This is a genomic window from Methylophaga sp. UBA3613, from assembly GCF_002375415.1.
Lineage (GTDB): Bacteria > Pseudomonadota > Gammaproteobacteria > Nitrosococcales > Methylophagaceae > Methylophaga.
Genome location: NZ_DFLS01000004.1, coordinates 466,450 through 492,398, shown reverse-complemented (window position 1 = coordinate 492,398; position 25,949 = coordinate 466,450). Strand labels below are relative to the sequence as shown.

The 25,949-nt window shown below is 46.4% G+C and carries 28 protein-coding genes; 26 read left to right on the top strand and 2 right to left on the bottom strand.

Translation table 11 applies throughout. From position 1 onward, the window contains the following. Window positions 1-399 precede the first annotated feature (399 nt). Window positions 400-2,034 (top strand): methyl-accepting chemotaxis protein, encoded by a 1,635-nt coding sequence (locus B3S93_RS04540; protein ID WP_292399595.1) that lies wholly within the window; start codon window positions 400-402, stop codon window positions 2,032-2,034. Between the two features lie 217 nt (window positions 2,035-2,251). Next, window positions 2,252-3,859 carry a methyl-accepting chemotaxis protein gene (locus B3S93_RS04535; protein WP_292355800.1) on the top strand — a complete coding sequence of 536 codons (1,608 nt, stop codon included), beginning with the start codon at window positions 2,252-2,254 and terminating at the stop codon, window positions 3,857-3,859. 38 nt (window positions 3,860-3,897) lie between these two features. Here B3S93_RS04535 and B3S93_RS04530 read toward each other — a convergent pair whose 3' ends face one another. Then, window positions 3,898-4,914, bottom strand: a complete 1,017-nt coding sequence (locus B3S93_RS04530) for a Gfo/Idh/MocA family protein (RefSeq protein ID WP_292399598.1) — start codon at window positions 4,912-4,914, stop codon at window positions 3,898-3,900. Between the two features lie 149 nt (window positions 4,915-5,063). On the opposite strand from B3S93_RS04530, the gene B3S93_RS04525 reads away from it, so the two are divergent. Continuing rightward, on the top strand, window positions 5,064-5,576 hold the full coding sequence (locus B3S93_RS04525) for a peroxiredoxin (RefSeq protein ID WP_292355804.1): 513 nt from the start codon (window positions 5,064-5,066) through the stop codon (window positions 5,574-5,576). Between the two features lie 57 nt (window positions 5,577-5,633). Here B3S93_RS04525 and rpiA read toward each other — a convergent pair whose 3' ends face one another. Then, window positions 5,634-6,335, bottom strand: a complete 702-nt coding sequence (rpiA, locus tag B3S93_RS04520; protein ID WP_292399603.1) for a ribose-5-phosphate isomerase RpiA — start codon at window positions 6,333-6,335, stop codon at window positions 5,634-5,636. A gap of 85 nt (window positions 6,336-6,420) precedes the next feature. Here rpiA and B3S93_RS04515 point away from each other — a divergent pair, with 85 nt between their 5' ends. From B3S93_RS04515 to B3S93_RS04405, 23 genes are all read left to right on the top strand, one after another. Beyond that, window positions 6,421-7,308 carry a fructosamine kinase family protein gene (locus B3S93_RS04515; RefSeq protein ID WP_292399606.1) on the top strand — a complete coding sequence of 296 codons (888 nt, stop codon included), beginning with the start codon at window positions 6,421-6,423 and terminating at the stop codon, window positions 7,306-7,308. A gap of 6 nt (window positions 7,309-7,314) precedes the next feature. After that, window positions 7,315-7,785: a low molecular weight protein-tyrosine-phosphatase gene (locus B3S93_RS04510; protein ID WP_292399609.1), complete on the top strand. Its 471-nt coding sequence runs from the start codon at window positions 7,315-7,317 to the stop codon at window positions 7,783-7,785. Window positions 7,786-7,852: 67 nt separating this feature from the next. Then, on the top strand, window positions 7,853-9,325 hold the full coding sequence (nhaD, locus tag B3S93_RS04505; RefSeq protein WP_292399612.1) for a sodium:proton antiporter NhaD: 1,473 nt from the start codon (window positions 7,853-7,855) through the stop codon (window positions 9,323-9,325). Window positions 9,326-9,433: 108 nt separating this feature from the next. Further along, window positions 9,434-10,501, top strand: coding sequence for a 3-deoxy-7-phosphoheptulonate synthase (locus B3S93_RS04500; RefSeq protein WP_292354059.1), 1,068 nt, complete (start codon window positions 9,434-9,436; stop codon window positions 10,499-10,501). A 277-nt stretch (window positions 10,502-10,778) separates the two neighbouring features. Next, a complete protein-coding gene (gene rsxA / locus B3S93_RS04495) occupies window positions 10,779-11,360 on the top strand; it encodes an electron transport complex subunit RsxA (protein WP_292399614.1) in 582 nt (193 codons plus the stop codon). Window positions 11,361-11,363: 3 nt separating this feature from the next. Next, window positions 11,364-11,924 carry an electron transport complex subunit RsxB gene (rsxB, locus tag B3S93_RS04490; protein WP_292354055.1) on the top strand — a complete coding sequence of 187 codons (561 nt, stop codon included), beginning with the start codon at window positions 11,364-11,366 and terminating at the stop codon, window positions 11,922-11,924. Beyond that, complete coding sequence (gene rsxC / locus B3S93_RS04485; protein ID WP_292399617.1) at window positions 11,921-13,447, top strand: electron transport complex subunit RsxC; 1,527 nt, start codon at window positions 11,921-11,923, stop codon at window positions 13,445-13,447. The genes rsxB and rsxC overlap by 4 nt, the downstream gene beginning before the upstream one ends. Beyond that, a complete protein-coding gene (gene rsxD / locus B3S93_RS04480) occupies window positions 13,447-14,478 on the top strand; it encodes an electron transport complex subunit RsxD (protein ID WP_292399620.1) in 1,032 nt (343 codons plus the stop codon). The genes rsxC and rsxD overlap by 1 nt, the downstream gene beginning before the upstream one ends. Beyond that, on the top strand, window positions 14,475-15,113 hold the full coding sequence (rsxG, locus tag B3S93_RS04475) for an electron transport complex subunit RsxG (protein WP_292399623.1): 639 nt from the start codon (window positions 14,475-14,477) through the stop codon (window positions 15,111-15,113). Before rsxD ends, rsxG begins: the two co-directional genes overlap by 4 nt. Then, window positions 15,110-15,799, top strand: a complete 690-nt coding sequence (locus tag B3S93_RS04470) for an electron transport complex subunit E (protein WP_292354047.1) — start codon at window positions 15,110-15,112, stop codon at window positions 15,797-15,799. Before rsxG ends, B3S93_RS04470 begins: the two co-directional genes overlap by 4 nt. Before the next feature lie 2 nt (window positions 15,800-15,801). Beyond that, on the top strand, window positions 15,802-16,452 hold the full coding sequence (gene nth / locus B3S93_RS04465) for an endonuclease III (protein WP_292354045.1): 651 nt from the start codon (window positions 15,802-15,804) through the stop codon (window positions 16,450-16,452). After that, window positions 16,452-16,886 carry a DUF1841 family protein gene (locus B3S93_RS04460; protein WP_292399625.1) on the top strand — a complete coding sequence of 145 codons (435 nt, stop codon included), beginning with the start codon at window positions 16,452-16,454 and terminating at the stop codon, window positions 16,884-16,886. The genes nth and B3S93_RS04460 overlap by 1 nt, the downstream gene beginning before the upstream one ends. Before the next feature lie 2 nt (window positions 16,887-16,888). Continuing rightward, the gene (locus tag B3S93_RS04455) at window positions 16,889-17,893 is read left to right on the top strand and encodes a zinc-binding alcohol dehydrogenase family protein (protein WP_292399629.1); all 1,005 of its coding nucleotides are present in this window, start codon (window positions 16,889-16,891) and stop codon (window positions 17,891-17,893) included. A 58-nt stretch (window positions 17,894-17,951) separates the two neighbouring features. Further along, window positions 17,952-18,443, top strand: a complete 492-nt coding sequence (locus B3S93_RS04450; RefSeq protein ID WP_292354040.1) for a c-type cytochrome — start codon at window positions 17,952-17,954, stop codon at window positions 18,441-18,443. A 142-nt stretch (window positions 18,444-18,585) separates the two neighbouring features. Then, window positions 18,586-21,405 (top strand): monovalent cation/H+ antiporter subunit A, encoded by a 2,820-nt coding sequence (locus B3S93_RS04445; protein ID WP_292399631.1) that lies wholly within the window; start codon window positions 18,586-18,588, stop codon window positions 21,403-21,405. Continuing rightward, window positions 21,405-21,797, top strand: coding sequence for a Na+/H+ antiporter subunit C (locus tag B3S93_RS04440; RefSeq protein ID WP_292399633.1), 393 nt, complete (start codon window positions 21,405-21,407; stop codon window positions 21,795-21,797). Before B3S93_RS04445 ends, B3S93_RS04440 begins: the two co-directional genes overlap by 1 nt. Then, window positions 21,794-23,323, top strand: coding sequence for a monovalent cation/H+ antiporter subunit D (locus tag B3S93_RS04435; protein ID WP_292399635.1), 1,530 nt, complete (start codon window positions 21,794-21,796; stop codon window positions 23,321-23,323). Before B3S93_RS04440 ends, B3S93_RS04435 begins: the two co-directional genes overlap by 4 nt. Continuing rightward, window positions 23,320-23,817 carry a Na+/H+ antiporter subunit E gene (locus tag B3S93_RS04430; RefSeq protein ID WP_292399638.1) on the top strand — a complete coding sequence of 166 codons (498 nt, stop codon included), beginning with the start codon at window positions 23,320-23,322 and terminating at the stop codon, window positions 23,815-23,817. The genes B3S93_RS04435 and B3S93_RS04430 overlap by 4 nt, the downstream gene beginning before the upstream one ends. Beyond that, entirely contained in the window at window positions 23,811-24,080 is a 270-nt protein-coding gene (locus B3S93_RS04425) for a K+/H+ antiporter subunit F (protein ID WP_292354030.1), read from the top strand. Before B3S93_RS04430 ends, B3S93_RS04425 begins: the two co-directional genes overlap by 7 nt. An 8-nt stretch (window positions 24,081-24,088) precedes the next feature. Then, window positions 24,089-24,406: a Na+/H+ antiporter subunit G gene (locus B3S93_RS04420; protein ID WP_292354027.1), complete on the top strand. Its 318-nt coding sequence runs from the start codon at window positions 24,089-24,091 to the stop codon at window positions 24,404-24,406. 1 nt (window position 24,407) lies between these two features. Beyond that, window positions 24,408-24,881, top strand: a complete 474-nt coding sequence (locus B3S93_RS04415; RefSeq protein WP_292399640.1) for a YaiI/YqxD family protein — start codon at window positions 24,408-24,410, stop codon at window positions 24,879-24,881. A gap of 59 nt (window positions 24,882-24,940) precedes the next feature. Next, entirely contained in the window at window positions 24,941-25,207 is a 267-nt protein-coding gene (locus B3S93_RS04410) for a hypothetical protein (RefSeq protein WP_292399642.1), read from the top strand. Window positions 25,208-25,393: 186 nt separating this feature from the next. Continuing rightward, a complete protein-coding gene (locus B3S93_RS04405; protein ID WP_292399645.1) occupies window positions 25,394-25,948 on the top strand; it encodes a sigma-70 family RNA polymerase sigma factor in 555 nt (184 codons plus the stop codon). Window position 25,949 lies beyond the last annotated feature (1 nt).

Sequence of the window (25,949 nt, the reverse complement as noted above, 5' to 3'; positions counted from 1 at the left end):
TAACGTTTTAACTCTACGGTACCAAACCATAAGTCTTTGTGAAATAAATGTTTTGTTTTATTAGATGTATTACTGGCGTGCTGTAAATGACGACAGCATTCAAAAAAATCCATGCTAACGACATTCTATGAACTTCTTAAATAAAACTAAAATGCATAAGATGCATTCCAACTCCGAAAAAAGTGCGAAGTTGTTTCGATAGTGTCTTTCTAAGCAGTTATTGCGTTCTCCTTTAATCCACAATTGCCAAGACCAAAAAGAAATTTCCTGAAGCAATAATTTAAAACGGCATCGATAATACCGCTTTGACATAAATCTCACATGTGTTGAACGATAATCGCCGGCTTCATCAGCTAACTACGCAATGTCGTGTACGTTTACGCATATCAGGAATATTCAGTGACTATTAAAAACAGGCTTCAACTCGGCTTTGGCATCGTTTTAAGTTTAATGGTGTTAATCGCCATTATCGGGATTAATGAAGTCAGTAAAATTGACCGTACTATGAGTAAAATCAATGAGGTTGATACCGTAAAACAACGGGCTGCTATTAATTTTCGAGGCAGTGTTCACGACCGGGCCATTTCGATTCGGGATGTGGTGTTAAGTGACAGCAGTGCCGAGCGCCAGCAGCATCTTCAGGATATCGAACGTTTAGAACAGTTCTATGCAGAATCAGCGATAAGCCTGGAAGCAATGGCCAATAATCCTCAGCAATTTACCGCTCAGGAAAAAACGCTGCTGGATAATATTAAAACCATTGAACAACAAACGCTTTCCCACACCGCAGAAACCATACAGCTGATTAATCAGGGTCGGGATATTGAAGCACGGGATTATCTGTTACTGAATACCTCCCCTGCTTACACACAATGGTTGAAAGCAGTAAATCAATTTATTGATTTTCAGGAAGCCACCATCAGCGATCAGGTTGACTATATACGTCAGCAAACCGGGGGATTTATGGCATTAATGATTACGGTGACGCTGATCGCCTTCGTCATTGCCATCTTTGTCAGTTATCGATTGATTGGCCGATTGTATTCAACCATTGGTGGTGAGCCTGATTCAGCAGCTCAATTAATCAGAGTATTTGCTTCAGGTGACTTAACTCAACAAGCTCAAACAAAGTTTCCTAAAAGTATTGTCGGTGCACTAAGCACTATGTCGAGCGAACTCTCGCATATTATGAAAGCCATTAGCTCATCCGCAGGACAAGTATCAGATGCGGCAAAAGTAATGAATCAAACTTCGGCAGATAATCAGAGTTTAGTCATTGACCAGAAACAGCAAACGCTAGATGGGGCGAATGCCATCAGTGAAATTTCCACTTCAGTACAAGAGATTGCACGTCTGACCAGTGAGGCTGCGATGCAAGCTCAAACAGCGGATAAAGAGACAATTAATGGTAATCAGGAAGTAGCCAAAACACTTACCAGCATTGCAGAGTTGGCGGCAAAAGTAGAAGAAGCTGCCAGAGTTATTGATGAACTTTCCGAAGACAGCAAACAAATTGGCACCGTTGTTGAAGTTATTGCAGACATTACCGAACAAACCAACCTATTGGCATTGAATGCTGCTATTGAAGCGGCCCGTGCTGGTGAACATGGCAGAGGCTTTGCCGTGGTTGCTGATGAAGTTCGTGGTCTCGCCAGCCGTACCAAAGAGTCGACGCTCAATATTCAGAAATTAATTGAAAAGACTCAAAGTAGAACGGTAATCGCAGTGAAAGTCATGGAAGAAGGCAAAAACAAAGCCCATCAATGTGTCACCCAGGCAGAACATGCCGGTGAATCTTTGGAGGTCATCAGCCGTTCAGTTACCGCCATCAATGATATGAATGCTCAGATAGCCAGTGTCGCCGAACAACAGTCAGCCGTCGCTGAAGAAATTAACAATAACTTTCGCAGGATTACCGATGTATCTGATAAGGCGGAAGCGGGATCACAGTCTATTTCTTCACTCAGTACTGAACTGAATCAACTGGCTGATGCACTGCAACAATCCATCAGTAAATTTAAAACTGCAAGTTAAATCATTCACTTCAAGACCATAGAAAATGCCACTTTTCATTAAGTGGCATTTTTGTTTAACAACGCCGTTTAATCGCTTTACACCTCACTTCTGGACATATAGCTCACCCCAAATAGTTACTTAATAGAATATAAAACTCATTAAAAAGTTACTGCGGACGATAACTATCAAGGGCCATAGTTATTCTATAAAAATCAGTACACTAGGATGAGAGAATATGAAGCTATACCAGAAACTCATTGTCTCCAATGTGGTGAGCAGCCTGTTGCTAACCTTAATTATTGTCAGCGCCACTACCTATATCCTGAGTCAGGGTTTATACATGCAAGCTCAGGAAAACCAGGAGAGCAATATGCGGGTGGCCTGGTCAGTGTTAGAGCAACAAGGCCAGCAATTCAGTCTGGAAAACAACCAATTACTGATAGATGGCCAACCCATTGATCAGGATTATGCTGTCGTCGATAAAATCAAACAGTTAGTGGGCGGTACGGCCACTATCTTTCAATATGACACGCGCATATCGACCAATGTGATTAAAGACGATGGCACACGCGCCATTGGTACAAAGCTCGCACCAGGAGAAGTTTACGACACGGTTTTAAAACAGGCGCAGCCATTTCATGGTGAAGCAGATATTCTGGGAGTACGATACTTTACTGCCTATGAGCCTATTCTGAATAATGAGGGTGAAGTCATCGGCATTTTGTATGTCGGTGTCGAAAAAGCACGGTTTTTCGATATTATTGGCGAGCTGGTGACTAAAAGCATGATATTTGCCATTATCCTGGTAATTATTTCTGCCATTGCCATTCGTCTGTTAACCCGCCGTTTACTGCTGCCGCTTAACGGACTGGAAACGTCGATGAGCAATCTAGCTATGGGTGAGGCCGATTTAACCAAACGGTTACCAATAGTGAATGCCGATGATGAAATAGGCGTGGTGGCCAGTGCCTTTAATAAGTTTATGAATAACTTACAGAATATTATTCGTGATTTACTGGAACATACCCAAAAAACTTCAGAATCTGCCAATCAGCTAACGGATATATCCGATCGCGTCGCCACCGGTTCAGTCAAACAGAAACAAGTGGTAGATGATATCGTTCAGAAAATTAGCCATATCAATTCCACTATCCAGTCAGTTGCCAATAATGCTTCTGAAGCTCAGGAAATTTCCAAAACCGCACAACATTCTGCAGAAAACGGTCGGGCGGTTGTGGCTGAAGCTGCTAACAGTATTAATCAAATTGCTGAAGCCGTTCGACATATGGCGTCTACGGTTACCAATCTCGGCGAACGTTCTGACGAAATAAGTGGCATTCTTCAAGTGATTCAGGATATTGCAGCTCAAACCAATTTATTGGCATTAAATGCCGCGATTGAAGCCGCACGGGCGGGTGAACAGGGACGAGGTTTTGCCGTTGTAGCTGACGAAGTACGCAAATTAGCCGAGCGTACCTCCCAGGCCACATTAGAGATTGGAGAAGTTATCGCCGCAGTCCAATCGGAAACGCAGAATGCTGTTAAACATGCAGATCAAGGTGAAGTACTGGTAAAACACGGCGTGGAACTGGTCGAAAAAGCAGGTCAATCCCTGCTGCAAATTAACGCCGGCGCTCAGCAGACAAATAATGTCATTGAAAATATTGCCTCGGCAGCAGCCCAGGGAAGTGAGGACAGTCAGCAAATTAACAGCCAGATAGACAAAATCTCACAAATGGCAAAAGACCGAGCCGAAATCAGTGAGCAAATATCACAAACTGCTGAGCAACTTGCCTTGCTCTCCGGACGGCTCAAAACTACTGTCGATAAATTCCAGGTTTGATTAAATAGAAAGGCTGCATCAATGTGCAGCCTTTTTTGTTAATCCAGTTTTATCATTTTGCCCTCTTTAACCGACTGCAATGTAGCCACAATCGCTTTGCAGTTAGCCCGGGCATCCTCCAGGCTGAGTAATGGAGCACTATTATTCAACACGCAATTGGAAAAATGTTCGATTTCGTTAACAAACTGATCGGCAGCGGGCACTTCAACCGTTTCATGTTGGCCCGCCTCGGTCCACCACGAAATCTTGGCGGGTTCGTCAGCCGGTTGCCAGGTGGCATGACAGGTGACTCCGCCTAAAGTGCCAATAATTTCGTAGACACTGCGGCGGGCATGTTGAAAACTCATCTCAAACTGGGCGAATTTTCCTTCACCATAATCAAAAATACCGGTCAGACTTAAGTCAGCACCGTGCTCATTTAGATTAGCCACCGCAGTAACGGCTTTGGGCTCCTCTTCAAACCATAATCTGGCAGTATGAATGGCATAGGGGCCAATATCCCACATTGCTCCACCACCATTGGCAATGGGTCGATTAACCCGGTATAAACGTGCCGGTTTCATTGGAAAGGCAAAACGGCTACTGACGGTTCTGACTTCGCCAATAACACCAGATTCGATAATCTCCCGAACTGCATCATGCTGAGGATGAAAACGATACATAAACCCTTCCATCACCGTCACGCCCTTTTCTTTAGCAGCCTGGGTAATGGCATCAATATCTTTAACCGTGAGAGCCATCGGTTTTTCAATCAACACATGCTTGCCATGAGCAATCGCTTTTAATGCCCATTCAGCATGTTCTTCATTGGCCATTGGTAAATGGATCACATCAATATCAGGATGCGTTAATAAAGCTTCAGGGGCATCCCAGGCCTGAATATCGTTATCTGCCGGGGCCAGTTTTTCAATTACTTCCGCTGCAGCCCCTTTACGACGGCTAGCCACAGCGATTAACCGCGCATTGCTGGCTTGCGTAATGGCTGGTATGAGTTTTTCAGTGACACGCGCTGCACCGAGAATGCCCCAGTTCAGAATGTTTTTATCTGCCGTCATTTTTTTCTCCATCAATCATTTGTGCTATCCATCATAACGATTTAAGTTGATTGCACCAAACTTGAAAGTCCCTGCAATAATCAGTGTTTATATCTCCTGACAGATGGCTTATGCTAACCAGTCAGCTTATTTATCCATAAGGAGAGATTATGACAATCGAAGTTGGACAACAAATACCCGATGGCAAACTCACAGAGTGTGTGGAGTTTGATCCTCAGAATGGCTGCCCGATGAATCCATCTCCGATGGATGTACGTGAAATGGCAAAAGGCAAAACCATTGTTTTATTCACGGTTCCCGGCGCTTTTACCCCTTTATGCTCTTCTCAACATCTGCCCGGTTTTATTGAACATGCTGAAGAATTAAAAGCCGCTGGCGCTGATGAAATCTGGTGTTTAGCGGTGAACGATGCATTTGTGATGGCGGCATGGGGTCGTGAACAAAAGGCCAATGGCAAAGTTCGCATGATGGCAGACGGTAGTGCGGAATATATTAAAGCATTAGGTCTGGATCGTGATTTAACCGGTGGTGGAATGGGTGTACGTTCATTCCGTGCAGCGATGATCATTACCGATGGCGAAGTGAAATACATTGGTGTTGAAGGTTCGGGTGAGTTTGGTAAATCCAAAGCCGAAACCATTCTTGAAGAATTAAAAAAATAAACCAATTACGTTATCTGTTTGCTGAAAGGGCAGTGTTGATCACTGCCCTTTTTTTATTCAGGCCTGCAATAACTTGACGCCGTCAGATGAGCCAACAAATACGGCTTTGGCAACATCAGCAAAAATCCCATGCTCAACTACTCCCGGCATCACTGTCAGTAAAGCATTGATCTGTGCGGTTTCAAACGTCGTAAACTGCATATCCAGAATCAAATTCCCTGCCGCACTGTAAGCAACATTGTCACCCGCGGCATTTAATCTCAAACTGCCTTTGGCCTGTAATTTGGACAAGCGATTCAATACCAGCTGTGCTGCCTGCGGGATTACCTCAATTGGAATGGCATTTTTCTCACCTATTTTGTTCACCATTTTGCTTTCATCGACCATCACATAAAAGGCTGTGGCATGAGTGGCAAGCAACTTTTCACAAACCAGATCCTGCCCTCTGCCCTTCAGTAAAGTCATATCGCTGGTGACTTCATCTGCTCCATCGACATACATATCCAGATGCGACAGATGCTCTATGGCCATAACTCTAAGCCCGGCCTGTTCGGCCTTAACCCGACTGATCACAGAGCTGGCGACCACTTGAATATCCAGTTGATTTTCTCGTTGACGGCGAGCCAATTCATCAATAAAAAGATTCGCTGTTGATCCTGTCCCCAGCCCCACAATCATGCCATTGTCGACAATTTCAGCGGCTTTGATTGCCACTTGCTGTTTGGGGCTTTGTGGCGTGGCCTCGGTATCAGTAGACATTGACAAACTCCTTGAATGTTTTGGCAAAATTACCGTTTCAGCTTAGCATGGTTAAACCGCCTGCTCATCTTTGATGGAGAAATTTATGGCTCAACTCAATGAAATTATTCAGCAAATTGAAAGCGTCACCGGACTAAGTTGCCATCCGCATCAACTGTCTTCCATCGGAGGAGGTTGCATTAATACAGCGTATCAATTGAAAACGCCCGACAAGCAATTCTTTATCAAGGTAAATAGCCCAAACCTGGCGGATATGTTTGTCGCAGAAGCGCAGGGCCTGCAGGAGATGGCCGCATTGAATGCTGTGCGAGTCCCGGAAGTAATCTGTTTCGGCACCGCTGATGGACATAGTTATCTGGTGCTGGAATATATTGCTTTAGGCGGCATGCGCGGTGGCGCGAATGCCAAACTCGGTGAACAACTGGCCCTGCTCCACCAACAGCCCCAACCCTATTTTGGTTGGCACATGGATAATACCATTGGCAGCACGCCACAATTAAATGATCGCTCAAATAATTGGGTGGAGTTCTGGCAACAGCAGCGTTTGGGCAAACAACTGGAATTTGCTGCAAGCAATGGTTTCAGAGGCAGTCTGCAAAAAAATGGCGAACGGCTTATTGATGAGTTGCCCGCCTTTTTTACCGATTATCAGCCACAAGCCTCCCTGTTGCACGGTGATCTGTGGGGGGGAAATGCTGCCGGTGATGAACAGGGTAATCCGGTGATATTTGATCCGGCCTGTTACTACGGTGATGCCGAAACCGATTTGGCGATGACCGAATTATTTGGCGGGTTTGGCAGCGATTTTCATGCGGCTTATCGCAATGTTCGTGCTGTCGACTCAGGCTATCGCACACGCAAAACGCTTTACAACCTCTATCATATTATTAATCATCTCAACCTGTTTGGTGGCGGCTACCTCGGTCAGGCCGACGCCATGATTTCACAATTACTGGCCGAGCTACGGAGTTAGTTACGAATGAGTCAAATCAAAGTGTTATTTGTCTGCATGGGCAATATCTGTCGTTCTCCCACCGCCGAAGGCGTTTTTGTCAGTTTGCTGAAAGCTAAAGGTACCAGTGACAAATTTCTAATCGACTCGGCCGGTACCCATGCCTACCATGTGGGCGAACCACCTGATGCCCGGGCCCAACAAACGGCCAAACAGCGTGGTATTGATTTGTCTTTTATCAGAGCCCGCAAGTTTCGCTATGAGGACTTTGAGCATTTTGATTATATTCTGGCAATGGATAAGGACAATCTGGAGATTCTTCAGCAAGCCTGTCCGAGCGAACACCAGCATAAGGTCAAGCTGTTCCTCGATTTCGCTGAAGGACGTGATGAGACCGATGTTCCCGACCCGTATTATGGTGGTCAGAATGGGTTCAACCATGTATTTGATTTGGTCACAGATGCGGCAGAAGGTTTCTATCGCACAGTTCTAAAATAACAGTTGTCATTCCAGTGATGAGGGGTATCATTTAGCGCTTTTGCTCCCCCATTTTCAGGAAGTCATTATGCCCGTCTCAGGCCTTTTCAAGTCTTTTACCGGTTGGTCATTATTTTTATTGGCCATGCTTTTCTCCCCCTCAACATGGGCAGTAGAAAATGTCGCATTACTTGATTTAACCGGACACTGGGTCGGATTTGCCGCCTTAGCGATATTTTTCATTGCTTATGCGTTGGTAATCGCTGAAGAGCATATCCATATGCGTAAATCCAAACCGGTCATTGTGGCGGCCGGTCTGATTTGGGGATTGATTGCCCTGATTTATTCACAGCAGACTGATCCGGTTTTTCATGAAACAGCTGGCATTATGATTCGGCATAATCTGCTTGAATATGCTGAGTTATTTTTATTCCTGCTGGCAGCAATGACCTATATCAACACCATGGGCGAACGTGGTGTATTTGATGCTATTCGTGCCTGGCTGGTGAATAAGGGATTTTCATTAAGAACTATTTTCTGGTTAACGGGTTTAATGGCGTTTTTCATCTCGCCAGTCGCTGATAACTTAACCACGGCTCTATTGATGGCTACGGTGGTGATGGCGGTTGCTGGGAATAATCACAAATTTATTGCGGTCGCTTGTATCAATATCGTTGTGGCAGCCAATGCCGGTGGTGCCTTCAGTCCTTTTGGTGACATTACCACCCTGATGGTGTGGCAGAAAGGTGTTTTGGCTTTCCATGAATTCTTTGCTTTATTTGTCCCATCATTAGTCAATTGGTTAATCCCGGCAGCCTTATTGTCTCTGGCGATTAAAAATGTTGCCGCTATCGCTGTACATGAATATGCACCGCTTAAATCTGGTGCGATGATCGTGGTTGGATTATTTATTCTCACCATTGCCATGGCCGCCAGCAGTCATCACTTTCTTCACCTGCCCCCCGTACTGGGCATGATGACAGGACTCGGGTTTCTCAAGTTGCATGGTTATGTCCTTAAAATGAATGATAAACGTCTTTTAAATAAGAAAGAGATTGACGGGCAAGCTGCATTTAATATTCAGGATGAAACACAGCGAAAAGCACCTTTTAATATTTTCGAACAATTGCAACGCGCCGAATGGGACACGCTGATGTTTTTCTATGGCATTATTTTATGCGTCGGAGGTTTGGGAACAATCGGCTACCTGAGTGTGGGCTCTGAGTTTTTATACGGTCAGCTAGGCGCCACCACCGCCAACATTCTGGTGGGTCTGATTTCCGCAGTTGTCGACAATATTCCAGTGATGTTTGCCGTGTTATCGATGATGCCGGAGATGAGTCAAGGTCAGTGGTTATTGGCAACGTTAACCGCTGGTGTCGGTGGTTCATTGCTATCCATTGGTTCTGCAGCCGGGGTTGCTGTGATGGGTCAAGCCCGCGGTATTTATACTTTTATGTCTCACCTGAAATGGATTTGGGCAATCGCACTGGGCTACATCGCCAGCATCTGGGTTCATCTTTGGTTGAATGCAGATTTATTTACGGTGGTATTGCCATAAGGTCCGCTATTGAGAAAAATCAAGCGACCGTAACAACTTGAAATAGCGAAAAAGGCCCCGAAGTATTACAATTGCCGATTATTTTTTTGAACACAAATCAGGTTGAAAATGCGTTACAACACAGATGACTTACGCATCGTTGGAATACAGGAAGTATTACCGCCAGCGCAATTGCATGAACAATTACCGATCTCGGATGCGGCATCTGAAACTGTGTTTAACGCACGCACAGCCTGTCAGAACATTCTGCATCACCGTGATGATCGTCTGATTGTTATTATTGGTCCCTGCTCTATTCACGATCCCAATGCGGCACGTGACTATGCCAGCCGTTTACAGCCGTTGATTCATGAACTGGCTGATGATCTGCATATCATCATGCGCGTTTATTTTGAAAAGCCACGTTCCGTTGTCGGTTGGAAGGGTCTGATTAACGATCCCTACCTTGATGGCAGTTTCCAAATCAATGATGGTCTGCACATCGCGCGAAAACTATTACTGGATTTGGCAGAAATGGGAGTGCCGGCGGCAACCGAATATCTGGATCTGATCAGTCCACAATACATTGCAGATTTGGTTTCATGGGGTGCTATCGGCGCACGCACTACTGAAAGTCAGGCTCATCGAGAACTTGCATCGGGTTTATCCTGCCCGGTCGGATTTAAAAATGCTACTGACGGTGGATTGCAAATCGCAGTAGATGCCTGTCTGTCAGCATCAAAACCCCATCACTTTATGTCTCTGACCAAAGACGGACATTCCGCTATATTCTCTACCACGGGAAACCCCGACTGCCATGTCATTCTCCGCGGCGGGAAAAAACCTAATTATGATCAAACCAGTATTGATGAGGCAGCCGAAGTCATTGGCCGTAGCGGTCAGCCGGTTCGCATGATGGTTGATTGCAGTCATGCCAATAGTGGTAAGGATCACCTGCAGCAGGAAGTTGTTGGTCGGTTGCTGGCCGAACAAATTGCCTCTGGAGATAATCGTATTATTGGTTTGATGCTGGAAAGCAATCTGGTGGCAGGTAGACAGAATGTCGAAGCGGATAAAGAACTGGTTTACGGCCAAAGTATTACGGATGCCTGTATGGCTTGGGAGAACAGTGAGCCACTGTTACGTGAATTAGCAGCTGCAGTCAGACAGCGTCGCAAGAATTCCGCTGCTGCCTAGGGCTTGTTGATCTTTCATATCCACCACTGCTGGCGGCTATTTTTGTGACCGACAAGGCGGAGATGAAAGATCAAACAATGGAATCTTTGCTGCGTTTCATAGTCAGATTGCAAACTCGTTGCAACGGTCCTAAGTCCTTCAACATCAAGCCTTAACCTCTATCGCAACGCTACATAAAAAGCGTTATTAAGCTATACTATTCGGTTCGTAATTTATATTTGAATCAGGATTAAGCGTGAATCCAAGTGAATTCCTGAGAAAATCAGTAGGTTATTAAATGGCTGACTATGCCCTAATTTTGTTAAGCACCATTCTGGTGAACAACATTGTGCTGGTGAAATTCCTTGGCCTGTGTCCGTTCATGGGTGTTTCCCGTAAGCTGGAAACAGCAATGGGCATGGCACTGGCAACCACCTTTGTGTTGACCTTATCTTCTATCAGCAGCTATTTGATAAATGAATATCTATTGTCTCCGCTGGGCCTTGAATTCCTGCGCACCATCAGCTTTATTTTTGTCATTGCAGTCGTCGTACAGTTCACTGAAATGGTGGTGCATAAAACCAGCCCTCTGCTGTATCAGGTGCTGGGTATTTTTCTCCCGTTGATTACCACAAACTGTGCTGTATTAGGTGTTGCACTGCTTAATGTTCAGGAAAAACATGGCTTCCTTGAGTCTGCTTTGTATGGCTTCGGGGCTGCTGTAGGCTTTTCAATGGTCTTAATCATTTTCGCAGCAATGCGTGAACGTTTGGCCGCCGCTGATGTGCCTGTTCCTTTTCAGGGTGCCGCAATCGGGCTGATCACAGCCGGACTGATGTCGATGGCCTTTATGGGCTTTGCCGGATTGGTGAAGGTCTAACGTATGCTGACAGCCATCATTGCCATCACGCTGCTCGCGTTGGTCCTTGGACTTGTACTCGGATTTGCTTCAATCCGCTTCAAAGTCGAGGGTGATCCAATTGTTGATCAAATCGATAAAATTCTGCCACAGACACAATGCGGACAATGCAGTTTTGCCGGGTGTCGCCCGTATGCTGAAGCGATTGCTGCCGGTGAAGTTGATATCAATCGTTGTCCCCCGGGCGGTGAAACCACTATTCAGGCGCTGGCCGATCTGCTGGATGTAGAACCCAAACCACTGGATGAAGAATGTGGTGTGGAAAAACCCAAGACACTGGCCGTAATAGATGAAGATCGTTGCATTGGTTGTACGCTGTGTATCCAGGCCTGCCCGGTAGATGCCATTCTGGGTGCAGCCAAACATATGCATACCGTTATCGCTGATGAATGCACCGGCTGTGAATTATGTGTTGAACCTTGTCCGGTAGATTGTATTGATATGGTCGAAACCCAACCAAATCCACATACCTGGCGCTGGCCGGATCCTTCCCATGTTGATTTGCAACGGAGGACCGGCTCATGAGTGCACCGTTAAGCAATTTCCCCGGTGGACTGAAACTGCGAGGACATAAAAAACGTTCTACGCAGCAACCGATTCGCAAAACACCATTGAGCAAACAATTGGTATTGCCCCTGCAACAGCATATCGGTGCAGCGGCCGTGCCCATTGTCGAAGTTGGCGATAACGTATTAAAAGGCCAGCGTATCGCCAGAGCGGAAGGACATGTTTCAGTATGTCTGCATGCTCCTACCTCTGGTGTGGTCAGCGCCATTGGAGAACATGCTATTCCGCATCCTTCCGGGCTTTCAGCACCTTGTATTACCATCGAAACCGATGGTGAAGATCGGTGGATTGAACGCGAGCAAATAGCCGATTTCCGTCAACACTCCGCACATGAGTTACGGCAAATTATTCGTGATGCAGGCATTGTCGGTTTAGGTGGAGCAGGTTTCCCCAGCTTTATAAAACTCAATCCGGGTGTACACCATACTGTCGAAACCTTATTGATAAATGGTGCTGAGTGCGAACCCTACATCACCTGTGATGACATGCTGATGCGTGAACGTGCCGATGGCATTCTTGATGGTGTCGAGATCATGTTATTTGCGCTGCGAGCTTCCCGCTGCATTCTGGCGATTGAAGATAATAAACCTGAGGCGATTGCGGCAATACGCTATGCCCTGACCGGCAGACCACATTTATCGCAAACCGAAATTGTCATTGTGCCGACCCGTTATCCAACCGGTGGCGAAAAGCAGTTGATTCAGGTGGTCACCGGCAAACAGGTTCCTACCAATAAATTACCGATTGATATTGGGATCGTCTGTCATAACCCGGGTACTGCCTATGCTGTGGGTCGTGCGATTCTGCATGGTGAACCGCTGATTTCAAGAGTCGTGACGGTTACCGGTACTGATGTCCCTCACGCCGGTAATTTTGAAACATTGTTTGGTACTCCGATCAAAGATTTACTGGATTTTTGTGAAACCAAACGTCAACCCGATGAGCCCTTTATTCAGGGTGGGCCGATGATGGGTTACAGCTTGGCTGGTGATGATTTACCTATTACCAAAACCGCCAACTGTATTCTGGTCGGGGTGGATGATGTTGCCCCACCTGCTCAGCCGTTACCGTGTATTCGTTGTGGTGATTGTGCAGACGTCTGCCCTGCCAGTTTGTTACCACAACAGCTTTACTGGTATTCACGCGCCAAAGATTTTGAACAAACCCGTAATTACAATTTATTTGATTGTATTGAATGCGGTTGCTGTGATTATGTATGTCCCAGCAAAATTCCGCTGGTCTCCTACTTCCGATTCTCCAAAACCGAAATCATGAATCAGCAACGTGAACAGCAAAAAGCTGATCTGGCTCGTGAGCGTCATGAAAGCCGTTTGGCCAGACTGGAACGCGAAAAGCAGGAAAAAGAAGAGCGGCAGCGGCAGCGTAAAGCTGCGTTGGCGGCTTCCAAAGCAGCCAAAGCCAAAGAAGAATCCACCACAAACGCAGAATCAGCAGATTCGGTAAATGAGGAAAAAGCCTGATGCCCATTTTTCGGCTGAGCCCACCGTTTTTAGCTGGAGCTAACCGCGTCACCTTACAAATGCTGCAAGTGCTTGTTGCACTGGTTCCAGCAGTAATCGCCATGACATATTATTTCGGTCCCGGTGTGCTGATTAATGTCACACTTGCTGTGGTGGTTGCCCTGATCGCCGAAGCGGTGATGCTTAAACTTCGTCATCGGCCATTAAAGCCTTTCCTGAGTGACGGCAGCGCTGCGGTAACAGCTATTTTACTGGCATTAGCTATCCCGCCACTTTCGCCATGGTGGATGACGGTAATTGGTGTGACCTTTGCCATTATCTTCGCCAAGCACCTTTATGGTGGTCTGGGTTATAACCCGTTTAATCCGGCGATGGTTGGTTATGTTTTGCTTTTGATTTCTTTTCCGCTGGAAATGACCACCTGGTTACCCGTGCAGTCGATTGCTGAGCAACCAATGGGATGGTTAAGTGCCCTGCAATTAATTTTTACCGGTCAGTTTAATGGTTTGGGCATTGATGCTTATTCAGGTGCAACCCCACTTGATGCAATGAAAACGCAGATTGTATTGGATCGGCATCCTGAATTTATCAGTAGTCAGGAATTGTTCGGCATGGTCGGTGGGCTGGGCTGGGAATGGATCAATATCTGGTTTGCTTTGGGTGGTATCTGGTTAATTTACCGCAAAGTCATTAGCTGGCATGTTCCTGTCGCCATGATTCTGGCTTTGCTGATCATCAGCAGTATTACCACGTTAATTGACCCCACTGTGTCAGGGTCACCATTATTTCATTTACTCAGTGGTGGCACCATGCTGGGGGCATTCTTTATTGCGACCGATCCGGTCTCGGGTTCTACCACCTTGAAAGGTCGTATTGTATTTGGTGCCGGCGTTGGCATTCTGACCTATGTGATTCGTATCTGGGGCGGCTATCCGGATGGCGTTGCCTTTGCCGTTATTTTGATGAATATGCTGGTACCGTTAATCGACTATTACACTCAACCACGTGTATATGGTGGAGCAACACGATGAAAGCATTATGGAATCAACCGGCATTTCGAGTTGGGCTGATGCTGGCTGTGTTTGCTATTGTGGCCACCACTCTGGTTGCTTTTACTGAAGAAAGTACTCGCGAACAGATCAGAGAAAATGAACGTCAGGCCCTACTCGAAGCGATAAATGTGCTGGTGCCTAAACAAGAATATGACAATAATATCCTGAGTGACACACTCGTGTTACCGCCGACGCCGCAATTAGGTACCGAGGAGCCAACCGTTGTTTACCGAGCCAGAAAAAACGGTCATCCCGTGGCAGCCGTATTAACCGCTGTGGCCCCTGATGGTTACAGTGGCAGTATCAAAATTCTGATTGCCATATACACGGATGGCACGCTGGCGGGAGTTCGGGTTATCAGCCATAAGGAAACCCCTGGTCTCGGCGATAAAATTGATGTGCAACGTGATGACTGGATCCTGCAATTTGCCGGACTATCACTGGAATCACCGGATGAATCACGTTGGAAAGTTAAAAAAGATGGCGGTGAGTTTGATCAATTTACCGGTGCGACGATTACCGCACGTGCCGTGGTCAATGCCATCAAGCGTACACTGGAATTTTTTGAAGCAAATAAGGGTAAGTTGTTTATCCCGGCAGAGGAAAACACATGACAATCTACAATCAGATTATTAAAGAAGGTCTGTGGAAAAATAATCCGGCTTTAGTGCAATTACTGGGTTTATGTCCATTGCTTGCCGTGACCAACACCGTCATCAATGGCCTGGGGCTGGGACTTGCCACCATCCTGACATTGGTGGCTTCAAACGGCATTATTTCCATGCTGCGCCACCAGATTCCCGATGAAGCACGTTTACCCGTGTTTGTTTTAATTATTGCGTCGATTGTAACGGCCATTGAATTATCAATGAACGCCTGGTTCCATGAGCTTTACCTGATCCTGGGTATTTTCATTCCGTTAATTGTCACCAATTGTTCGATTATTGCCCGGGCAGAAGCCTTTGCTGCACGTAATCCTGTTACCCCGTCATTACTTGACGGTTTGATGATGGGTATCGGTTTTACCGCCGTACTGGTACTGCTGGGTGGAATGCGAGAACTGCTTGGCCAGGGCACCTTATTCAGTCAGGCACATTTAATGTTTGGTGAGGCAGCGCGTGGTTTAACCATTACAGTCATCGATGATTATCGTGGTTTTCTTATTGCGATTTTGCCACCCGGCGCCTTTATTGGTCTGGGACTTATCGTGGCATTGAAAAATGCAATTGATGCCCGTGTGGCGAATCGGACCGAGAAAGTGAAAGCTGAAGTACTGACTCCGCAAACCACAACAGGTTAACGATGAATCAAACGCAGCGGCAACAATTTTTCAGCAGACTGCGCGATCACAACCCATCGCCCACTACCGAGCTGAACTACAAGACGCCGTTTGAATTATTGATCGCCGTGATCCTGTCCGCTCAGGCAACCGATGTCGGCGTCAATAAAGCTACCGATAAACTCTACCCGGTGGCTAACACACCCCAGGCCATTCTGGATTTGGGTCTGGATGGTTTGAAAAGCTATATCAAAACCATCGGACTGTTTAACAGCAAAGCGGAAAATGTCATCAAAACCTGCCAGCAGTTAATCGACAAACATGGTGGTGAAGTACCCGATGATCGCGAAGCGCTGGAAGCCCTACCCGGCGTCGGCCGTAAAACCGCCAATGTTATTCTCAACACCGTTTTTAAACATCCGGTCATGGCCGTGGATACCCATATCTTTCGACTGTCGAACCGAACCGGTCTGGCGAAAGGCAAAAATGTCCGTGAAGTTGAAGATCGATTGATGAAGGTGATCCCGGACGAATTCAAACTTGATGCCCATCACTGGCTGATCTTGCATGGCCGCTATGTATGTACCGCCAGAAAACCGCATTGTGATCAATGCATCGTTACCGATTTATGTGATGAATACCGGCGTACTCAACGCCAGCGGAAAACCGCCTGATGGCCATTTTCAGTCAGGATCGTGATGCGTTACGCCAGCAATACCATGATGTCTGGAAAAAAATGCAATCCGGACAAATACTTACCGCGCTCGAACAAATGATTGCCGATGTGATTGTGTTACATCCGGAATATCACAACCTGCTCTCCTCCCCGATTCAACCCGGTCAGGAGTATTTTGTGGAAAACGGGCAGACCAATCCCTATCTGCATATGGGCCTGCATATTGCGGTGCTTGAACAGCTCTCCACCGATCGTCCAGCCGGAATTGTAAAGGCATATCAGCGTCTAATCGCCCAGACGGCTGATGAGCATAAAGCACAGCATATGATGATTGACTGTCTGGCAGAACAGTTGTGGTTGGCCCAGCAAAACCAACAACCGCCATCCGAAACCGCTTATCTCAATGCACTTCAACGCTTAACGGAGAAATAGTTATGCAGGCATTACAATTTCAACATGCAACCGGCCCCGCCCAACGTGTTCAAAAAGAAATGCCCAAAGCCACGGGTTACGATGTTGTGGTCTCAGTAGAAGCTGTCGCGGTAAATCCAGTGGATCTGAAAGTGAAATCAACTATTCAGGATGCCTCCAATGGCAAAACCATCGGTTGGGATGCTGCTGGAATCATCACTGACGTTGGCGAACAATGTCAGAACTTTCAGGTGGGGGATAAAGTCTTCTATGCCGGTGATATTGGCCGTGATGGCTGTTACGCAACTCATCAACTGGTGGATTCGCGGATTATTGCCAAAGCGCCAAAATCATTGCAGCCCCATCAGGCAGCTGCGTTACCACTCACGGCTTTGACAGCTTGGGAATCGCTGTTTGATCGACTGAAAATTGATGCAGAAAAAGATCGCGATAAAACCTTATTAATTATTGGCGCTGCCGGTGGTGTCGGCTCGATGGCGATTCAGCTGGCAAAACAACTCACCAGCCTCAAGGTGGTTGCCACGGCATCACGGCCAGAAACACAAAAATGGTGTAAAAAATTAGGTGCGGATGTGGTGATTAGTCACAAGGGTGAGTTGAAAGATAATTATCAGGCAGCAAATTTGCCAGCTGCAGATTATATTCTGTGTCTGAATGACAGTGATTATTACTACCCGCAAATGGTTGAACTGATTGCACCTCAAGGGTTAATCGCCCTCGTGGTCAGCTTCCAGCAACCAGTTGATTTGAACCTGTTAAAAAACAAAAGCGCCGGTCTGGTATGGGAGTTTATGTTTACCCGTCCTAATATGAAAACAGCCGATATTCAGCAACAGGGCTATATTCTGCAACGTATTGCAGAGATGGCTGATTTAAACCAGTTACAACCTGTTTCGCAGCAGCATTTTGATCAGTTAACGCCACAAACACTTGATCAGGCTCATCATTTATTAAGCCTGGGTCAAACAATCGGAAAAATCACGCTTGGAGCGCTATCTGATACATAGCGCGGCTGAACATATGCCCGTATAATTAATGCCACTATTATGGAGTCAGAGGTAAACCATGCAATCTTCTAATACACCAAAGTACCTGATCGGCAGTTTAATTGTTGTCGGGGTATTGTTTTTAATCGCTAATTTAATTTTGTCGAATATGCTGTCTATTGCCGACAATGTAGTCGAACCTGAGCCCATGGATGCTGAAGCAATTGCAGAGCGATTAAAACCAGTAGCCAAAGTAAACATTGGTGAAGAACAGGTTGCAGAGGCTCCCACAGCTGAGGAAACTGAGGCTGCAGATGATGCTGCCGATGCTAGCGTCGGTAAACAAGTTGTGACTCAGGTTTGTGCGGTCTGCCATTCAACCGGTATGATGAATTCGCCCAAAATTGGTAATGCAAATGATTGGGCTCCCCGTATCGAAAAAGGCATGGATACTCTCTATACTCATGCTATCAACGGTTTTAATATGATGCCGGCACGTGGTGGCAATCCAAAACTGAGTGATGATGAAGTTAAGGCTGCCGTCGACTACATGACCTCTTCGGCTGAATAACCGATAAAAATATTAGTCCGTGAGCACCGAACATATTCGGTTCTCACGGATAACTGAAAACTCAGCGAGTAAAATTTAATCATTCTAAGCCACATGCTGAAACGATTATCGTCTAGCATCGACAGGGATCACATTAGCCGCCATGAGCTTACTCAGTTTTAATCTTCCCTTAGCCGCACTCCTCCCATTTGCAGCCGCTCCACTTGCTGCATGGTCTACCCGATACAATCGATTGGCTTCTGCCTGGGTAGCTGGACTGACAACATTGTTAACGTTGGCGATTCTATTCCCGTCCATGCAAGCTGTATTTGCTGGCGAAACCCTCATTCAACAATGGTCATGGCTACCAGCTATTGGTTTTAACATTGCCTTCAGGCTTGATGGCTTAGCGCTGTTATTTGCCTTGCTGATTCTGCTGATCGGTCTGCTTGTTATTTTTTATGCTCGCTACTATCTTTCAGCCAAAGATTCTATGGGACGGTTTTACGCCTATATGCTGATGTTTATGGGCTCTATGCTGGGCATCGTATTATCTGAAAACCTGTTGCAACTGGTCGTATTCTGGGAACTCACCTCAATAACGTCATTCCTGCTGATCAGTTATTGGCAGCATCGTCAGGATGCCCGTCAAGGTGCGAGAATGGCCTTAGCGATCACCGGCGCAGGTGGTTTGGCCTTATTGGGTGGCGTGTTATTACTGGGCCATATTGTTGGCAGTTATGAACTGACTCAAGTGCTGGCGTCGGGCGATTTAATCAGAGGTCATGATTTATATCTGCCGACATTGCTACTGATTTTGCTGGGGGTATTCACCAAATCAGCGCAGTTTCCATTCCATTTCTGGCTGCCGCATGCGATGGCTGCCCCTACCCCGGTCTCAGCTTATCTGCATTCTGCCACTATGGTGAAAGCCGGTATCTTTTTACTGGCGCGTTTTTTCCCGGCTTTATCGGGTACCCCGGAATGGAGCTGGCTGGTCGGTACGGCCGGTATGCTGACCTTGTTGATCGGTGCCTATGTCGCTTTATTCAAGCATGACCTGAAAGGGCTTTTGGCCTATTCAACCTTAAGTCATCTGGGGCTTATTACCCTGTTATTCGGCTTTGGCAGCCAAATGGCACTGGTGGCAGCGATTTTTCATATCATTAATCATGCAACCTTTAAAGGTTCACTGTTTATGGTCGCCGGTATTATTGACCACGAATCCGGTAGCCGTGATATGCGTAAACTGAACGGCTTATTCAAAATGATGCCGCATACGGCAATGCTGGCCATGATCGCCGCCGCCGCAATGGCCGGTGTCCCATTACTGAATGGTTTTTTGAGTAAAGAGATGTTTTTTGAACAGGCGATCAGCGCGTCAGATACCACACTGGCAGCCTGGACCATCCCGGCATTAGTCACCCTGGCCGCTATCTTCTCGGTCGCTTATTCACTGCGCTTTATCCACGATGTGTTCTTTAATGGTGAACCAATTGATTTGCCTAAAACACCTCATGAACCACCGCGTTTTATGAAAATACCCGTCGATATTCTGGTGGTGTTATGTCTCATTGTTGGGGTAGCCCCAATGTTACTGATTGGGCCGATTCTGTCTGTAGCGGTTGCCGCTAGTCTGCAGGCCCCGGCTCCGGAATTCAGTCTGGCCATCTGGCATGGCTTTAACTTGCCATTGATGATGAGCTTTATTGCCCTGGTTTTAGGGGTGGCGGTTTATACCGTACGACATCGTCTGTTTGCCTGGCATGACAGATGTTTACACGGGATTGAAGGTAAAGCCGTGTTTGACTGGCTGCAGTGGAAAACCATCCGGTTCGCCAAAAAAGTAACCGATTATTTTGATCAAACTACCTTACAACCTTCCGTGAGCTGGGTGATTGGCGGTGCATTGGTGCTCAGCATCCTGACGTTCTTCCAGTTTAACTCACCATTATTTGGTGACAGAGCTTTAATGGAAGCCGATGTCATCACCATTCTGATGGCATTGACGTTGATTGTGGCCAGCCTGTTAACAGTCGTTTTGCATCATCAGCGCCTGACTTCTCTGATTAGTATCGGCGTGGTCGGTCTGGTGGTAGCGTTAGGATTTGTGAAATTCTCAGCCCCGGATTTGGCTCTGACCCAACTTTCTGTTGAGGTGGTGACCATCGTGTTGCTGCTGTTAGCGTTATTCTTTTTGCCACAGCACACCCCTCAGGAACGTAGCTATATCCGTTTAAGCCGTGATGGGATTATTTCCATTTCTGCCGCTGTTGCGGTATTCCTGTTGACCATGGCTGTATTGAGTCGTGAATATACCTCCATTGCCAATTTCTTTATAGAGAATGCCAAACCGGGTGGTGGTGGTACCAATGTGGTCAATGTGATTCTGGTTGATTTCCGTGGTTTTGATACCTTAGGTGAAATAGTCGTGCTGGCATTGGCCGGTCTCGGGGTCTTTGCCATGCTGGAAGGACTCAAGCTTGCTGCACCAGCAAAAGATGTTGAAGGACTGGAATGGAGTCATGACCCACACCCACCGATTATGCAGACTCTGACCCGGCTGCTGTTCCCATTAATGCTGATGGTTGCAGTGTATATATTCCTTCGTGGTCACAACCTGCCTGGCGGAGGATTTATCGCCGGCCTGATTGCTTCGGTTGCATTGATTTCACAATATCTTGCTAACGGTATCGACTGGACCAATGAGCGGTTGCGGACCGATATGCATCGGGTAATGTGGCTGGGTCTATTGATCGCTACCGGTACAGGTGTCGTTTCCATGTTACTGAGCTATCCATTCCTGACATCTGCGTTTACCTATCTGAACTGGCCCGTAGTGGGTAAATTTGAAGTGGCCAGTGCCATAGCCTTTGACTTAGGGGTATTTCTGGTGGTGGTTGGCGCCACCGTTATGATTCTGGTTGAGCTTGGCAAACTGAGTCATGCTGCACATTTCATCAATGTTGAGGATATCAAGTAATGGAGTGGCTAATTGCCAGTGTCATTTCCGTGATGACAGGTTGCGGAGTGTATCTCACACTTAGAGCAAGAACCTTTCCGGTAGTACTGGGATTGACTCTGCTTGCCTATGCAGTAAACGTCTTTCTATTTAGCATGGGGCGTTTGCAAATCGGCATCCCGGCCGTTATTGATCCTGCCGCTGCAGCTTACACCGATCCCCTGCCTCAAGCTTTGGTATTAACAGCTATCGTAATTGCATTTGGGATGACGGCTTTCCTCATCGTACTGGCCCTAAAAGCCCGTAGCGAGCTGGGTAATGATCATGTTGATGGCTTGCATCGCTCAGATGATGAACTGAAAGCCACTAAACATAACAGTACAAAGACAGAAACTGAACGGAGCCAATCATGAGTCCGTTTACTATTTTGCCGGTTTTATTGCCGTTAATTGGCGGCATCCTGATGCTGATGGCTCGTCCCATAGGCATTGATACACAACGTATTTTAAGTCTGATTTTAACTACTCTGTTGGTGGGTGTGAGCCTTGTCAGCTTCCAACTGGCCAACAGCGAGATTTATCAAGTCGTGCTGCTTGGCAACTGGCAAGCGCCTTTTGGCATTGTCATTGTGCTGGATCGCCTATCGGCACTGATGTTGTTGCTGACCTCCCTTCTGGCGTTGGGCGCGTTATGGTATGCGATTCGTACCGATACCGATAAACAGGGTCAGCATTTTCATGTGTTATTCCAGTTGCAACTGTTCGGCCTGAACGGTGCATTTATGACGGGCGACGTATTTAACCTGTTTGTATTTTTTGAAGTGCTACTGATCGCCTCTTATGGCTTATTACTCCATGGCGGGGGGCGTTTAAGAACCCGTGCAGGTCTGCATTACGTGGTGATCAATCTGGTAGGTTCAACCTTATTCCTGTTCGCTGTCGGCACGCTTTACGGCATTCTGGGGACTTTGAATATTGCTGATATGGCCATCGCCGTGCGAAACGTATCAGAGGCGGATCAAGGCATCGTTGCCACCGCGGCCGTCTTGTTACTGGTGGTCTTTGGTATTAAGGCTGCCATGTTCCCGCTTTATCTGTGGTTACCCGGCGCTTATGCCTATACCTCTGCTCCAGTCGCAGCATTATTTGCCATTATGACCAAGGTTGGTCTTTACTCCATTATCCGGGTCCATGGCACGATCTTCGGCGAAGAAGCCGGTGATTTGGCGTTTGTGCATATTGAATGGGTATTGCTACTCGGTTTAATAACATTGGCTCTGGCCGCTTTGGGTGTGCTGGCCGCCCGTGCATTACGTCGTCAGGTCGCCTATTTGATACTAGCGTCAGTCGCTACCTTAATGGTTGCCATCGGTATCAATAATGAAGCCGCCCTTGCTGCCGCTTTGTATTACTTAATCCATTCCACCATGCTTGGTGCAGCAATGTTCCTGATAGCCGATGTGATTATGAAAGGCCGTGGCATTTATTCCGATTCGTTTACCAAAGCCATTCCGATTGATCGGCCAATAATCGTCGGTTCAGTGTTTATGCTGTTAGGTATCGCCTTAACCGGTATGCCACCGTTATCCGGTTTTTTCGGTAAGGTGATGATTTTACATTCTGCTCTTAACCATCCTTGGTTTGCAGCCATTTTGAGCGTGATATTAACTGCCGGTTTAGTGATGATCATAGCGGTAGTCCGTTCGGGTTCATTATTGTTTTACAGTGTGCAAAAGGAAGAAGGTCAAAAAACCAGTCCTTTAAATAAGTCGGCTTTCGTGGCTGTTTTCCTGCTGATGCTGGTCAGTCCATTAATGGTAATGTTTGCTAAACCTTTAACCGATATGAACACTCAGATTGCTGGACAGTTATTCAACGGTCAGGCATATATTGATGCTGTATTAAGTACAGTTCCATATGGAGGAAATAACAGCAAATGATTCTTCAGCGACTATTTCCCCATCCATTCCTCACGCTGATTTTGTGGGGTATCTGGTTATTATTGAATAACACCATCAGCCCTGGTCATATCGTGCTGGGCGCAGTGTTGGCAATTTTAATTCCGTGGCTGACCTCCAGTTACTGGCCTGAAAAAATCAGTATTCGGCACCCATGGATGTTATTGCTCTATGTGCTTAGAGTATTGTATGAAATTCTGGTAGCCAACGCCGTCGTAGCCAAATTGATCCTGGGGCCTCAAAAGAATTTAAAACCGGGCTTCCTGCATTATGAACTGAAATTAACCAGTTCTGTCGGCATCGGGCTGTTAGCCAATACCATTTCTTTAACACCAGGAACTGTCAGTTGTGATCTCTCAAAAGATCGCCGCTATTTACTGATTCATGCGCTACATATTGATGATGTTGAAGCGATCAAAGCTGATATACATCGCAAATTCGAGAAGCCATTGCTGGAGATATTTGTCACATGCTGAATCTGGCCTTATCACTCGCGTTCATCATGGTCGGTTTAGCGATTTTGCTAAGCTTTATCCGGCTGATTATTGGTCCGAATACACCAGACCGAATCCTGGCTTTGGATACCTTATACATCAACTCCATTGCATTGCTGATTCTGCTGGGTATAAACCTGCAAAGTGCTCTTTATTTTGAAGCGGCTTTATTAATCGCGGTAATGGGTTTTATGGGTACGCTCGCGCTAAGCAAATATCTGCTGCGCGGCGATATCATGGAATAGAGGCAATTATGCTTGAATGGGTCTTAGCTATCTTGATTTTAATAGGTGCGTTTTTCACGCTGGTGGGTTCAATCGGCCTGTACAAACTATCCGATTTTTATATGCGCTTGCATGGCCCGACCAAGGCCAGCACACTTGGCGTGGGAGCTATTCTGATTGCCTCGGCAATTCATTTCAGTTTTAAAACAGATGGTGTCAGCTTGCATGAAATCCTGGTGACGCTTTTCCTCTTTATTACTGCACCGGTAAGCGCACATCTGATGGCAAAAGCTGCCATTCATATCAAAGTTAAACAGGTGGAACGTACCCGCCAGTTGGAAAAATAAATTGACCGAAATTGAACCACGTAAGCCCCAAATCTGGGTTGATGCCGATGCCTGCCCGGTGGTAATAAAAGAAATCCTCTATCGTGCTGCTACCAGAACAGAAACCCAAACCACTTTTATTGCCAATCATAGCTTAAGATTACCGCCCTCACCTTTTCTCAAATTCCAGCAAGTGCAATCCGGTTTTGATGTCGCGGACAATGAAATTGTCGAACGTCTGATGAAAGGTGACTTAGTCATCACCGCCGATATCCCGCTTGCCGCCGAAGCGATTGAAAAAGGCGCATTGGCTTTAAACCCAAGAGGTGAACTGTATACTACAGACACTATCAGCGCCCGACTGACCATGCGTAATTTTATGGAAACCATGCGTAGCAGCGGCGAACAGATGGGCGGCCCACCGGCTTTTAATCAACGTGATCGACAAGCGTTTGGTAATCAACTGGATAAGTGGTTACAAAAGGCAAAGCGTTAAGTCGGAATTCTCCCTGCTATCAAATAGTCTTACTTTTGATGTCACTAGAGGTAAACAACATGAGCAATAAATCTAAATCTACTCAGGCGGAAAGTCCTAACGGCCCGGAAAATGCTATGGACGACAGCACCATTTCGCCAAAAAGCTCAGTTGAAGTCAGTGACAAAGCAAAAACTAAAAAAGATAAACCGAGAAACGAACGTGATTTGATACTCAATCATGAAGATGCGCAGGCCGCCAGCCCTGATGATATGGCTGCCTGTGGCGAAGAAGATGTAGGTGCCGGTCTGGAATTTTTAGTGACACGCAACGATCATGATAAGTAAGCACTGATCGAACATTTTTTCTCCACTCCACACTTTTTCACTGGCCTTACATCAATCATTTACTCAGCATCCTGAGTAGCAATACCATTCATTTTACTTCCTGACTTACAGCTCACTTGCTATGTTTTATTTTAATCAATAGAATGATATTGATTCTCATTACCAAATAGCATTCAGGAGCTTTTCGTGAGCAGTGCCCAATCTGTCATCAACCATCATGTACAGGTGCTGTATAGCGAACATCATAACTGGCTAAAAGGCTGGTTATCCCAACGATTAGGTAATAGTACTGAAGCCGCTGATCTGACTCAGGATACGTTTCTCCGCCTCCTTGGTTTTCCCTCATCGCGCCACTTTTCCAGTAGCGATCAGGCGCGCAGTTATTTACGAGCTACCGCCAAAAACCTCTGTATCGACCTCTGGCGTCGAAAGGAAATTGAAAAAGCCTGGCACGATACACTTTCCAGCTATCCGGAAGAAACCGCGCCCTCAGCCGAGCGACAGGTGGCAGTGCTGGAAGCCCTGGAAGAAATTAATCTGATGTTGAGTGAGCTTCCAGCCAAAGCCGCCAAAGCATTTCTTTTAGCTGTCGTATGCCAGATGACAGATGCCGAAACAGCCGTTCAATTGGGTGTCTCGGATCGCATGGTGCGTAAATATGTGGCTAAGGCCATGTTGGCCTGCCTGAAACTGCAAGCCTCGCAAACAACTCGCGAACTCATTTCTGAACCACAATCATAAA